General features: G+C 59.7%; 13 protein-coding genes. 6 read left to right on the forward strand and 7 right to left on the reverse strand.

Annotation, left to right across the window (positions count from 1 at the left end):
- Positions 1-292: 292 nt before the first annotated feature.
- Both ribE and H6F57_RS18765 read left to right on the forward strand, forming a co-directional pair.
- Complete coding sequence (gene ribE, locus H6F57_RS18760; RefSeq protein WP_190626253.1) at positions 293-952, forward strand: riboflavin synthase; 660 nt, start codon at positions 293-295, stop codon at positions 950-952.
- Positions 953-1,032: 80 nt separating this feature from the next.
- Positions 1,033-1,527, forward strand: a complete 495-nt coding sequence (locus tag H6F57_RS18765) for an ATP-binding protein (RefSeq protein ID WP_199289643.1) — start codon at positions 1,033-1,035, stop codon at positions 1,525-1,527.
- A gap of 5 nt (positions 1,528-1,532) precedes the next feature.
- Here the strand turns inward: H6F57_RS18765 and H6F57_RS18770 are convergent, their stop codons facing one another.
- Both H6F57_RS18770 and H6F57_RS18775 read right to left on the reverse strand, forming a co-directional pair.
- The gene (locus H6F57_RS18770; protein ID WP_190626254.1) at positions 1,533-2,942 is read right to left on the reverse strand and encodes a phospholipid carrier-dependent glycosyltransferase; all 1,410 of its coding nucleotides are present in this window, start codon (positions 2,940-2,942) and stop codon (positions 1,533-1,535) included.
- Positions 2,943-2,953: 11 nt separating this feature from the next.
- The gene (locus tag H6F57_RS18775; RefSeq protein ID WP_190626255.1) at positions 2,954-3,616 is read right to left on the reverse strand and encodes a glutathione S-transferase family protein; all 663 of its coding nucleotides are present in this window, start codon (positions 3,614-3,616) and stop codon (positions 2,954-2,956) included.
- A gap of 82 nt (positions 3,617-3,698) precedes the next feature.
- On the opposite strand from H6F57_RS18775, the gene hisC reads away from it, so the two are divergent.
- The 3 genes from hisC to coaE are packed head-to-tail and all read left to right on the forward strand — an operon-like array spanning position 3,699 to position 6,967.
- Complete coding sequence (hisC, locus tag H6F57_RS18780; RefSeq protein ID WP_190626256.1) at positions 3,699-4,757, forward strand: histidinol-phosphate transaminase; 1,059 nt, start codon at positions 3,699-3,701, stop codon at positions 4,755-4,757.
- A gap of 6 nt (positions 4,758-4,763) precedes the next feature.
- Positions 4,764-6,383, forward strand: coding sequence for a uroporphyrinogen-III C-methyltransferase (cobA, locus tag H6F57_RS18785; protein WP_190626257.1), 1,620 nt, complete (start codon positions 4,764-4,766; stop codon positions 6,381-6,383).
- Positions 6,359-6,967, forward strand: a complete 609-nt coding sequence (coaE, locus tag H6F57_RS18790; RefSeq protein WP_190626258.1) for a dephospho-CoA kinase — start codon at positions 6,359-6,361, stop codon at positions 6,965-6,967. Before cobA ends, coaE begins: the two co-directional genes overlap by 25 nt.
- Here the strand turns inward: coaE and H6F57_RS18795 are convergent.
- The 3 genes from H6F57_RS18795 to H6F57_RS18805 form a co-directional block, all read right to left on the reverse strand.
- Positions 6,911-8,986, reverse strand: a complete 2,076-nt coding sequence (locus tag H6F57_RS18795; protein WP_190626259.1) for a DNA methyltransferase — start codon at positions 8,984-8,986, stop codon at positions 6,911-6,913. The genes coaE and H6F57_RS18795 overlap by 57 nt on opposite strands.
- Before the next feature lie 5 nt (positions 8,987-8,991).
- The gene (locus H6F57_RS18800; protein ID WP_190626260.1) at positions 8,992-9,441 is read right to left on the reverse strand and encodes an SRPBCC family protein; all 450 of its coding nucleotides are present in this window, start codon (positions 9,439-9,441) and stop codon (positions 8,992-8,994) included.
- A gap of 213 nt (positions 9,442-9,654) precedes the next feature.
- Positions 9,655-10,602, reverse strand: a complete 948-nt coding sequence (locus H6F57_RS18805) for a class I SAM-dependent methyltransferase (RefSeq protein WP_190626261.1) — start codon at positions 10,600-10,602, stop codon at positions 9,655-9,657.
- 103 nt (positions 10,603-10,705) lie between these two features.
- Between H6F57_RS18805 and H6F57_RS18810 the strand changes: the two genes are divergently transcribed.
- Positions 10,706-11,500 carry a class I SAM-dependent methyltransferase gene (locus H6F57_RS18810; protein WP_190626262.1) on the forward strand — a complete coding sequence of 265 codons (795 nt, stop codon included), beginning with the start codon at positions 10,706-10,708 and terminating at the stop codon, positions 11,498-11,500.
- An 82-nt stretch (positions 11,501-11,582) separates the two neighbouring features.
- Here the strand turns inward: H6F57_RS18810 and H6F57_RS18815 are convergent, their stop codons facing one another.
- Both H6F57_RS18815 and H6F57_RS18820 read right to left on the reverse strand, forming a co-directional pair.
- Positions 11,583-12,191: a heme-binding protein gene (locus tag H6F57_RS18815; protein ID WP_190626263.1), complete on the reverse strand. Its 609-nt coding sequence runs from the start codon at positions 12,189-12,191 to the stop codon at positions 11,583-11,585.
- Between the two features lie 67 nt (positions 12,192-12,258).
- Positions 12,259-12,933: an HAD family hydrolase gene (locus tag H6F57_RS18820; RefSeq protein WP_190626326.1), complete on the reverse strand. Its 675-nt coding sequence runs from the start codon at positions 12,931-12,933 to the stop codon at positions 12,259-12,261.
- Positions 12,934-12,954: the final 21 nt, after the last annotated feature.

Raw genomic sequence — 12,954 nt, forward strand, 5'->3', positions numbered from 1 at the left:
CCGTTGATTGGCGTGCTCTAGGGTTGTTCGTCAGCCTGGAACCGATACTACTACCAGTGTACTGGGCGGTTTGCGTACCGGGCGATTCGCTTGGATGGCAGGCCAGGGGTTGCAAAATGTGGCGATTCTAAAGCGACTGTGGGCGGGGTTTGCCCCTTTAGTCTACCTAAGCTTATCTATCAGCAGATGGAATACGGGATACTCTAAAGAAAAAAATTATTGATTTAAGTATGCCCTGATCGGGCCCTGGGTGGGTCGCAGTTTCCCTGAGAATTTTTTTAAGGTCGCAGCCATGTTTACTGGATTGATTCAAGCGACGGGAACCCTCTTTCACAAGGGCGATACCCAAACCTATATACGCTGGGAGACTGCGCCCTTGCCTCACGCCCTCACTGATGTCGAACTGGGCGATAGCATTGCCGTAGACGGCATTTGCCTGACGGTAGAAACCATTTTGCCCGATGGTTTTGTGGCAGCGGTTTCGCCGGAAACCCTCGATCGCACCTCTCTAGGCAGTCTCCCCGACGGCAGCCGGGTCAACCTGGAGTCGTCGCTGCGGGTGGGCAGCAAAATTGGTGGCCACTTTGTCACCGGCCATATCGACGGGCAGGGCCATCTAGAAGCGGCGATCGAAACCGACAACGCCTGGAAGCTCAGCTTTACCGTGGGCGATCGCAGAATTGCCCGCTACATCGTGCCCAAGGGTAGCATTGCGGTAAATGGCATTAGCCTGACGGTGGCTGACTGTAGCCCCAGCGGCAACTGGTTCGCCGTGGCGGTAATCCCCGTGACCTACCGCGAGACCACGCTGCAACACCTGCGCCCTGGCCAGGCGGTGAACCTGGAGGGCGACGTGCTGGGCAAGTATGTAGAGAAGTTTACGGCTCCGGGGGACTCTGCGGCGGGGGGAGATGGGCTGTCGCTAGAGTTTTTGACGGAACACGGCTACTGAGGCGATCGGCCGATTCAAGGCGTTTCGAGGCGGTTTGTGCTACTAAAGTCAGAGAAAAAGTTGGGATCAGCACAGGCTAAGTGACGGCAATAATTGGCGCTACCCTTTACCTACTCTGCGGCAAGATTGCGGCGGGAAAGTCTACCCAGGCACACAGGCTGGCCAGCCAACCGGGTACGGTTTTAATCAGTCAAGACGAGTGGCTGTCCAGCCTCTACCCTGACGAACTGAACACGCTGGCCGACTATATTCGATGTAGCACGCGCCTCAATGCTGTGATGGGAACCCATATCGAGGCATTGCTGAGGGCGGGTCTCTCTGTTGTTCTCGACTTTCCTGCCAACACGGTGAAAAGCCGCCAGTGGATGAAGGCCATTGTTGAGCGAGCTGAGGTTGCCCATGTTTTGTATTACCTGAACGTGCCAGACGCCGAGTGCAAGCAGCGGCTGCGCCAGCGCAACGAAAGTGGCGATCACGAATTTGCGCCCACTGAAGCTGATTTTGACCAGTTCACTAGCTATTTTGTGCCGCCTGCACCGGAAGAAGGCTTTAACGTGATCACTATCAAGGGCTGAAGTGACTAGATCCACCCTGGCAATAGCCAGCGGCGGTGGAGCGATTCTAGCGAGAGGGGCATGCCGAGGTAAAGGGGAAGCCAGAAAAGAAAACTGAGGGCGATCGCGCCCAGCAACACTAGAGCCAGCGGGCGATCGCGAGGGTTCTGCCACCACTGCGCTATCAGCCAGGCTAACCCCAGGGTGCTAACCGCCGCCATCCCCATGGCGTGGTACAGAAACGTGCAGCGGCTCACCAGCGCCCAGGGCAGCCAGTTCGTCAGGTAGTTAAGCAGAATAAACGGCACCACGGCACTGTTTGGCGACCCAGCCCAGCGATTTTCACCCGTAACTCGCCGACTCAGCCAGCCTAGCCCCAGGGCTAAAACCGCCGCTGTTCCTAGCCACCACAGCACCGGGTTCCCCATAGCGTGAATGGTCGTTGCTGTAGCCGTTGATCCTTGGCCAGCGCGTTCGTAGAAGTAGGCCACTGGGCGCACCATCAGCGGCCAGCTGTGCCACGGCGAGCAGTAATCGTGGCCTGCCCCCGCCCCGATCGACTGGTGGGTAGACCAAAGCTGTCGGTGAACGCTCAACAATGATTCACCCGTCAGCGCCAGATGGGGCAGCCACAGCAGCATATAGGTCGCCAGGGGAATTACGCCCAGGTAGGCCACCTGCCTGGGCCAGGGGTTGGCCCTCATCCCCCAGCCCCTTCTCCAGGGAGAAGGGGAGCCAGAGGAAACGTTAAAGTCCCTCTCCCCTAGGGAGAGGGATTTAGGGAGAGGGCTACGACTGCGGTGTTCACCGTAGATTGTGAGAACTTCCCACAGCAGCAGGCCCAGCCACAGCCCCGCCCAGTTCCACTTCACGTTGATGGCGGCTCCTAGGGCAATGCCTGCTGCCCAGCGCCAGCGCGAGGGATGCTCAGCCTGCCCCGCGCTGACCCAGGCCCACTGCCCCAGTAGCCCCAGCGCCAGCCCGTAGATGTTGATCAACGCCAGGCGCGACTCCACCAGCGTCAGCCCTTCCATGGCCATCAGCAGTCCGGCCAGAAGGGCGAAGCTGCGCCGACGTTGAGGCAGATATCCCCGGCTGAGCGCAAAGGCCAGGGCGGCCAAAAGTATCGGAATCGTCGCGCCCACGATCGCATTCAGCCAGCGAAAGGCGAGGGGACTGACCAGAGCACCCTCTACCTCCACCGTGGGCCAACCCAGCCAGGCGGTGGGCCACTGAACGAGCCAAATGCCCAGGGCGATGAGGTATTTGGCTAGGGGCGGGTGGGCATCGAAGCTCGGCGTTCCCTGCAAATAGTTGAGGGCGAAGGGGACGTAGTAGACCTCGTCGAAGACTAGCCCATGGATGCGGCCCAGGCCAGCCAGGCGCAGGCTAAGGGCGATCGCCCCCAACCCCAGCATCCAACTCCAGAGAGGCACCCGACGAATCACTACTGCCCTTGGGCGGCCATGCGCTGCTGCATGCGATCGCGAAACGCCGCCAGCTCGCTAGGGGTAGGCTGGGTCGTGGCCCAAGCGGGGCGCTCCATTAGGAGGTCGGTCCAGGCTTGCAGGGTGGGGTAGTGGGCCATGGGCAGCCCCAGCTGCTCAAACCAGGGGGCAAAGGTGCCCGCCACCACATCCGCCAGAGTGAGCTGCTCGCCGCAGAAAAAGGGGCCATTCCCCAGCTTGTCGGCATAGAACCTGAGCACCACCTCGGCCTTTTGCTTGGCCTGGGCGATCGCATCCTTAGACTCTTGGCCAAAGCCCATCATCTGTTTGATCAGCGGATTGATGGCGGGCACCAACTCATTCACCGTCACCATTTCGACCATGCGCATGGTAGCTATGCCCTCTGGAGTTGTTGCTAGCAGCGAGGAAGTTGGGTATTTCGCTTCCAAATAATCCAAAATGGCGAAGGATTCGATTACGGTGAAGCCGTCATCAACCAGCACAGGAATGTGGTGGAAGGGGTTGAGGCCTAGAAACTCGGGCTTGAACTGGTCGCCCCCCAGGTCCATCACAATCGCTTCAAAGGGCAAATTCTTCTCTAGCAGCGCCACCCAGACTCGGCGGGAGTTAACCGACAGCGGGGTATGGTAAAAGGTCAGCATGATCAAACCTTGCCTCAATAGGCTGAATTTCTGTGATCCAGCATTTCACAGGAAGCACTCTGATCCCCATGATTTATCTGCAATGAGTTACGTTCGCCCCAACATTGCTGCGATGGCCGCCTACGTGCCGGGAGAACAGCCTCGCCCCGGCACAAGCATCATCAAGCTCAACTCTAACGAAAACCCCTACCCGCCGTCGCCCCAGGTGATTGAGGTGCTGCGGCATTTTGAGGATGAGCTGCTCAGGCGGTATCCTGACCCTTTTGCCCACAACTTTTGCCAGGCGATCGCCGAGGTTCTTGGCATACCGGCGGACTGGGTGATTGTGGGCAACGGGAGCGATGATCTGCTGAATCTGTTAGTGCGTGCCTGTGCAAACGATGCGGCCCGGCCAATTGTCTACCCCACCCCAACCTACGTGCTGTATCGCACCCTGGCGGCGCTGCAACCTGCCACCGTGGTTGAGGTTCCCTATCCCGACGACTTTCGGTTTCCGCTCAAAGAGTTGGTGGCCGTCCAGGGGGCGATTACGTTCATCGCATCTCCAAACAGCCCCTCGGGTCACGTCGTGGCGCTGACCGACCTGCGAGACTTAGCCCAGCAGGCTTCAGGCCTGGTCGTGGTGGATGAAGCCTATGTGGATTTTGCCGAGAGTTCGGCGCTATCGCTGGTGCAGGAATTCGACAACGTGGTGGTGCTGCGCACCCTATCGAAGGGCTATGGGCTGGCGGGGCTGCGGCTAGGGTTTGGTGTGGCTAATCCGGCACTTTTAGCTGAGCTATTTAAGGTCAAAGATAGCTATAACGTGGATGCCCTTGCGATCGCCTTGGGCACAGCGGCCATGCGCGATCAAGCCTACAAAAATACCTGCGTAGCCAAGATCAAAGCCTCGCGGACGGCATTGACACGAGATTTGCGAGAGCTAGGGTTTACCGTGCTCGATTCTCACGGCAACTTTGTGTTGGCCATGCCACCCCAGGGCAACGCAGAGTACCTGTATTTGGCCCTAAAAGAGCAGGGCATTTTGGTACGCTACTTCAAACAACCCCGGTTAGACGATAAGCTGCGAATTTCGGTGGGTACAGAGGAGCAAAACCGCGCCCTGATCGCTGCCCTCGCCGGTTTAACTAACGCTGCATAATGCGCCATGACTGAGCTAGGGACTGTCTATGTTGTTGGGGCCGGGCCAGGGGCGATCGACTTCCTCACCGTGCGAGGGCGAAACCTACTGCGGCGAGCGGAATGTCTGGTGTACGACGCGCTGGTAGATGAGGCGCTGCTGGAGCTGCTGCCGAAGGGGTGCGATCGCATCAATGTTGGCAAGCGCGGCGGTCAGCCCAGCACCGCCCAAGCCGACATCAATCAACTCTTGGTCAGGCTGGCTTTAGAAGGGCGTCAGGTGGTGCGCCTCAAAAGCGGCGACCCCTTTATCTTTGGCCGCACCGCCGCCGAAGTGCAGGCGCTGCGCGAGGCCGGCTGCCCTGTCGAAGTCGTGCCCGGTATTTCTTCGGCTTTGGCGGCCCCGCTACTGGCGGGTATTCCCCTCACCGACCCGGTGTGGAGCCACGGCTTTGGCGTCTTTACCGCCCACGATCTTGACTTGCTCGATTGGCCCACCCTGGCCCGCCTGCGCACCCTAGTGCTGCTCATGGGCAGCCGCCACCTCGAAGAAATCGTTCACCGCTTGCGCCAAAACGGCTGCCGAGGCGACATGCCCGTCGCCATCATCCGCTGGGGCGGTCACCCCCAGCAGCAGGTGTGGGAAGGCACCCTGCTCACCATTTGCCAGGTGACGCGCGGCGAAACCCTTTCCCCCTGTGTGATTGTCTTCGGCGAAGTCGTCCGCCTGCGTCGGTATCTAGCTATGGCAGAGCCAACTCAAAATTTCTCCTCCGGAGACGCTACGCGAACAAAACTCAAAACTCAAAACCCTCCACCCCTCACCCTCCCACCCCCCCACCCCCTCACCTCCTCACTCCCCCTCTCTCAAAAGACCATTCTCATCACCCGCGCGACCGAACAATCCAGCGCTTTTGCCGACCTGCTCACCGCCCAGGGGGCCACGGTGGTCGATCTCCCTGCCTTAGAGATGCGGCCGCCGTTGAACTGGGCCGGGCTGGATGGGGCGATCGCCGCTCTCCCCACATTCTCTTGGCTAATTCTCTCCTCGGCCAATGCGGTGAATTTCTTTGTGGATCGGCTGCTGGAGCAGGGGAAGGATCTGCGCGCCCTGAGTGCTCTCAAAATCGCCGTGGTGGGCCGCAAAACAGCGGCGGTGCTGAGAAAGCGGGGGCTAGTGCCCGACTTCATCCCGCCCGACTTTGTGGCTGACTCCCTGGTGGATCATTTTCCTGACGCGGTGGTGGGGCAGCGACTGCTGTTCCCCCGAGTGGAAAGCGGCGGTCGGGAAGTGCTGGTGCAGGAGTTCACCGCTGCCGGGGCCGAGGTGGTGGAGGTGGCGGCCTACGAGTCGGGCTGTCCAGAATCTCCCGACCCCGACGCCCTGGCGGCGCTGAAAAATGGCAGGGTGGATGTGATCACCTTTGCCAGCTCAAAAACCGTGGTGCATACGGCTCAGCTTTTAGAACAGGGCTTGGGCGCAGGCTGGCTAGAGGTGCTAAAGGGGGTGGCGATCGCCTCCATTGGCCCCAAAACCTCAGACAGCTGCCGAGAGATTCTGGGCCGAGTCGATATTGAGCCAGCGGAATATACCTTAGATGGACTGACGGAGGCGATCGCCGCATGGGCCAGCGCATTATCGGGCTAACTGGGGGCATTGCTACCGGCAAATCAACCGTGTCGGATTACCTAGCGCGAGTACACCATCTGCCTGTGCTGGATGCCGACATCTACGCTCGCCAGGCCGTGGAGCCGGGATCGGCGGTGTTGGGGGCGATCGCCGCCCGCTACGGAGCATCTCTGTTTCACCCCGACGGCACCCTGAACCGGGGCAAGCTGGGGGAAATTGTCTTCAGCCAGCCCGCTGAAAAAGTCTGGCTAGAGCAGCAGATTCACCCGGTAGTGCGCCAGTGCTTTGGGGCGGCAATGGCTGAACTGAGCGAGGCTCCTGTCGTGGTGCAAGTCATTCCGCTTTTGTTTGAGGCCAACCTGGCCGATCAGGTGAGCGAAATTTGGGTGGTGACCTGTCCCCTTGAGCGTCAGCGTCAGCGCCTGATGGAACGCAATGGTTTGACTGCTGAGCAGGCCACCGCTCGCATTCAAAGTCAGATGCCCCTGGCAGACAAGGTAGCCCTAGCTGATGTGGTGATTGACAACGCCACCGACCTGCCTGCCCTATTCCGCCAGGTGGATGAGGCGTTGCAGCACGCCCCCGAGGGCTTCCGGCGTTAGAGCCGTATCGGGCTTGGCATAGACGGCGTAGGGGCTGCCCTGGGTTGGCCCCTGATGCCGCAGCCACAGCGCACAGAGCGTTGTGCGAGAGGGCACATCGGGCCAGAGCTTTTGGTGATTTGATAGGTCGAGCACGGTAGCTAGATTGGTTTGGCGCTGTAACCAGTGGCGCAAGGGAGCACTGTTGCTCTGCGCCCAAAAAGGGTCAAGCAAAGCCCCACAGCGACCACCGGGCCGCAGGAGTTGCAGGCTGCGTTCTAAAAATAACCGCGACCAAGAGAGTCGACCCTGGCTCAGCCCCTCAGGCCCCGAGCTGCTGTGGGGATATTGGTCAGAGCGGCGTAGGTAGTTGTTCAGCCAGGTGAACTGGCCCCGGTACTCGGCCCAAGCTTGGGTGAGGTCGGGGTCAATGGTGAGCACCGGCTGGCGGTTGTGCTGAAAAGTAGAGGGAGCCACGTTTTTTTGCTCAAACAAAGTGGCATAGCGTTCCACAAAGCCTGCCTGGGTTGCCTCTACAGCCCCACGAGGGAAGTGGCTGAGCACAATGTCGAAGCCGCCCTGGTCGCGCAGCTGCTGGTGAAAATAGAACCCCCAATGGAAGGGCTGGGCGGCATCGACGTCGGTCTGGCTAAGGGGGCGAGTGGGGCGATCGCCCGCTGGATCGGGCACCCGCAGGCCCAACTGCTGGCTGCCTTCGCTCCACAGCAAGTGGGTGAGCTTGCTTTGGGCAATGCCGTTGAGTTCGTCGAGGCGATCGCGCAAAAAGTCGGTCTGGGCGTAGGCGGGCACACTGCCCACCTCGGCTAACAGCTGGGTCTGGCTGCGGTAGTGCTCTAGCCGCACCTGGCGATCAACTAGCACAGACTGATAGCTGTCGGCGATCAGGGGTTGGAGTAGATTTCCCTGGAGCGGGGCGGTTTGTTCTGGGTCTTTGGCGCCGCGCCGGGGCTGCACCTGGTCGAATCGTTCGTCATCGACGCGCACTAGACCGATCAGAGCATTGCCCTGGAGCACGGTCAGGGTCAGGTCAGGCAATGCAGTGAGTTCTGCCGGTTGGCTGGTGTGCTGCATGCCCTGGAGCCACAGCTGCAGCCGAGCTAGCTCTACCGCCGGGGGCCACAGGTCAAGGCCGTAGAGGACATGGGTGGTCAGGTGTTGGTAGAGGCCTAGAGTGGGGTTGTTGGGAGACGGTTTGGCCCAAGTGGGAATAGTTTTGGCAGAATTTTGGGTGGCGATCGCCCGCAATCCCAGGGCCAATTCCACCAGCTGATTGAGCGCCGCCACGAGAAAGCGCCCTGAACCACAGGCGGGGTCGAGCAGGGTGAGCTGCCCCAGCTCCGCCAACAGCGCTCCGGCTTCGTCAGGGGAAAGCTCCTTTAAAAGCTGCTCGGTGGAGCGGTGGCGACGCCCGATCAGCGCCTCGGCTCGATCGAGCAGCGTGGCGTGGATGGTGCGATCGCACAGCGCCTTCAACAGCGGCTCTGGCGTTGCCATCGCGGCCCCGTCATGACCATTGACCGCCTGCTCTAGCAGCATGCCCAAGCCCGTGTCTAGCCCAGTGGGAGCCGCCGCCAGGTCGGCCAGCCAGTGCAGGGCCGGCTCAAAGGCGGCATCGGGCAGGGGAATATGGCCCCAGCGCTGATCTAGCTCGGTGAACCGAAACGGACCCGTGGGCAAAAAGGGCAGCGGCCCAAACCGCTGGTGCAAAGCTGAGGGGCGTTCCTCGACGGGTAGGGTAAATCCCTGCTGGCAGAGAGGTTGCAGCACTTGTGAGAAAAACCCATCCAACGCGAGCTTCTGGCTCTGGCCAAACTGGTTGTGCAAATACCACTCGTCACCGCTCAGGTAGCCCCGCTGTTGCAGCGCCGCCACGGCAATTAAGCGGGTGAGCAGCAGCGTGGCGTAGGGCAGGCGTTGATCGCCAGGCAGAGTTTCCAGGACGCTAGTCAGCGCCTGCCAGCTGTGGTGAAAGCCTGCTGCTAGGGCTGGAGTGGGGAATTGCTCTACCGTAAGGCCCATAGTGCCTAGGCCGCAGGGGGCTGTTTGTTCGTTATAGCGTAGTCGCGAAAGCGGTTGAGGTCGTCTTGCAGCGTGGCTTCGACCAGCCGGCCCAGAAACAACCCATCCATCCACTTAATGACGCCGGGCACCGAGTAAGACACAGTGAGCTTAACCGTGGACTGGCCGTCTTTGCCGTAAAAGCGAATCGCTCCCCGGTTGGGCAGCCCGTCGATCGCTTCCCACTGAATGATTTGGTGGGTGACCAGGTTAGTGATCTTTGAGCGCCAGGTGAACTCAAACCCGCGGGAGGCCAGCTTCCACTCTGAAATTTCGGGGTCGGCATCGGATACTTTGACCGAGTCGATCCACTTCATCCAGCGGGGCATCTGCTCCAGGTCAGACCACAGATTCCAGGACGTTTCTACTGGCACATCGACATCTATCGCTACGCTGTGATCGAGCCACTCACCCATGGTTTACCCCTGCCGCTAATTAAGGCTGTGCCGCTGGCGCTTGCGAAGGCCATTGCAAAAGACAGGTGCGATCGCAAACTCAGTGCCAATGCGGTATTCTACGCCAGCACTGAGCTTATTCTACCCGCATTTCTACGGGCGCACTTTATCTCAACTGTGTTGTCGGTGCTAGATGAGCTGCACCGGGTGCAATACTTGCACCCCTACCCTCACTTACCCACCCTGGCGCGCCACCAACGTGCGGTGGCGGGGGTCGCTGGGCACTACCACCGGTGGTTCAAAGCCTGCCTCAACCAGGGCTACTTCTAAATCAAAGGTGTAGTAGTCGTCGCTCCAGGGTTCAGTGCTTTTCATCAGGGTGAAAAGCACTGGAGGAAGCGCTTGAATCACTGACGATTTGGGGTTGTTGTCGACAATGGCCAGAACTCCGCCGGGCCGCAGCACTCGCCGAGCTTCGGCAAAGATGGCCTGGGTAGCGGTGCGGGGCAGTTCGTGGGCAACAAACTGCATGGTCACCACATCAAAAGACGCATCAGGGAAGCCGGTAGCTTCTGCCGCCCCATGCACCCACTGGGCAATTTCACGGTTGGCATCCTGGAATTGAGCCACCGCCAGCATATAGGGCGACAGATCGAGGCCCACGGTGCGTACCGGATTTCTCTGAGCGTAGTGGCGGTGCAGGCTGAGGGTGGAAATGCCCACGGAGCAGCCCACATCTAGAATGTCGGTCACCTCGGCTGGGCCATGCTGGTCGAGCACCTCTAGAAAGCTCTGGCGCAGGCGAACTTGGGCTTCTTGCCAGGAGATCTCTTCTTGAGGCCAAACGCGTAGGGCCATGGCGTAGGTGGCGGGGGCGGCCTCAAAGGCAGCCTGCCAGCAGAGGTTGCCCTCGCTGTAGGCGTGGAAGGGCACCTGATAATAGTCGGGGTAGACCACCGCCGGATTGGTTAGCTCGGTCAACCGCTGGCGCATCTCGGGGGTGTCGAGATCGAGGCAGGTCTGCCGCCAGGGCACGCCATTTTTCTCGGCAGTTTTGATTAGCACCTGGCGGGCTTGGCGTTTCATTAAACTATAGAGGGCCGGGGTTTGAATGGCGCGGTTGACGAGGCGAGAGAGCAGGTCATCGCCGGCCCAGTCGGGTTTGAGTTTGGTCGTAGTCATGGACACAGTGGGGAGGGTTTAGGCTTACTGTACTGGATTGGCAGGTGCGCTGGTAGGGCGTGGCCTGACTGCTGCGCTGCTGGGTTAGGATAGCGGCGTAGCAGTGTGGCGATCGCTCTATGGCCCCAATGTCTTACCGCTTCATACGCTAAACCCGCTGGGGCGCTTTTCTGACCGCGCCCAAGACTACGCTCGCTATCGGCCTGGCTATCCCGAGGGGGCGATCGCCGCCATTTTGGCCAACCTGGGTGACCCGCGATCGCTGGTGGTAGCTGATGTTGGCGCAGGCACGGGCATTTCGAGTCGGCTGCTGGGCGATCGCGGCCCTCAGATAATCGCGGTTGAACCCAATGACGCCATGCGCGAAGCGGCCGAGCCGCATCCCCAGGTGGTTTTTCACCTCGGTACTGGCGAGCAAACGGGGCTGGCGGATGAGTCTGTTCACATTGTGACCTGCTGCCAGTCGTTTCACTGGTTTAACGCACCGCTGGCGCTGGCGGAGTTCAGCCGCGTTTTGCAGCTGGGAGGACACTTGGCCCTGCTTTGGAACGATTGGGATCTAGAGGACTCGGGCACGGCGGCCTACTATCAGATCATCCACGCCGTAGCGACGCGCGCCATTGACCACCGCGACCATACCCAGGCGCTTAAAGCCATCGAGCAGCAAATTGGGTTTTCGCGGGTGCGGCACCTGAGCTTTGCCTACGGTCAGACGCTGACGCTGCCTGATGTGGTGGGGCGATCGCTCAGCTCGTCCTACATCCCTAAGGAAGGGCGTGCCCACCTACAGTTTCTAGACACCATTGCCGCTTGGCATAAGGCCTGGGCTGCGGTCGACGGTACGGTGACGCTGAAGTATGTCACCAACCTGTATCTGAGCGAAAAAGTGGCAACCTGACCTTGAGCAGCGACATCATTCAGCTTTCATAGCTAACAGAGGAATCGCCGCTGCCAGAGCTAGATGAGCAGAAATGGTGCTATCAGTTCTGCCGAACTGGAATTTGAATATCGCTCCGCTTTAGGGCATCGGGCACATAGGGGCCATCGTAAAAAAAACGGCGGGGTGGCCCTGCCACTGCATACTCAGGATGCGCTGCCAACCAAGCTTTCAGCTGTTGAATGCCGCTGGTGTAGACCTCGTAGCCATAGCCGCCCCTAACGCCAACACTCACCACTGTCATGGGCGGAATGTCTTCTACTTGCACGTTTTGGGCGATTTCCTGGGGCACGATATCCAAACTGCGGTACAAAAACGAAACCGATGCGTCCCCTTCGACCACCGCACCAGCCTCAAGGGTCGCGGTCGGGTAGCGCGTTTCTACCGGAGCCGTCATTGCAATATCGTTGCTGCTGATGTGGCGAAAGAGCGGCGAGAAGCCCTGGGAGGGCGCGTTAGCTAAATTTCCCATCACCTGCACCGTAGCGGCCCTATAGTCGGGATACTGCTTGATTTCGATTTCCCCATCCGCCGTTGGTGGCGGAAAGCCTGCGGGCAGCGGTGCCGAGGCTGCACTGTAGGCCCAAAAGAGCAGCGCCCCCACTCCGATTACTACAACCCCCACAATTAGCAGACTCTGGCCCAGTTTCATAAAAGACTGCTCGATACAGCTATAGCTTGAGTGTAACAACCTCCTCGAAGGCCTTCCTCGATAGGGGTTAACCCGCTGCGGCTTGCCCCAGGGGAGAGCGATCGTAGTGGTGAAGCAGGTCGGCGGGGTCGTCGTAAATGGCGATCGCACCCTCCAACTCTTCATCGCTAAAGCCGCCGGAGCGCACGGCAATCACTTTCACTCCAGCTTTACCCGCCGCCTCAATGTCGTAGGGGGTGTCGGCTAGCATAACCACGCGATCGGGGTCGAGTTGGGCTTTGCGCAGGGCGGCCTCAACAATGTCGGGGGCTGGCTTAGAGTTTTCGGCATCGGCTGACGTTGTCGTTTCGTGCAGCAAATCTTTTACATCAGCCACTTCGAGCATGACCGCCAGCTCTCGCTCGCTGGCAGAGGTGGCAACGACGACGTGCAGCCCGTCTGCAAACAGTTTTTCCACCAGAGCCCGCGCGCCGTTGGTTGGTTTTAGCTGCGGCCGGTATTTGGTTAAGACCAGCTCTTTGTGGCCGCTGGCGATCGTCTTACCGGGTTCTTCTTCATCGTTGAGTTCGGGAATCAGCTTGGGCATAAGCTGATCGCCCCCCATGCCCATCAGCGGGCGCACCTGGTCGTAGGGCACCTCATAGCCGTGGCTAGCAAAGGACTCAACCCAAGACTGGGTGTGGGCATCATTGCTCAAAACCAGCGTTCCATCAATATCTAAAATGACGCCATCGAGTTGCATGTCGACTCCTTCCATAAGTTA

The sequence above is a fragment of the Leptolyngbya sp. FACHB-60 genome, from assembly GCF_014695775.1.
Taxonomy (GTDB): domain Bacteria; phylum Cyanobacteriota; class Cyanobacteriia; order Phormidesmidales; family Phormidesmidaceae; genus Nodosilinea.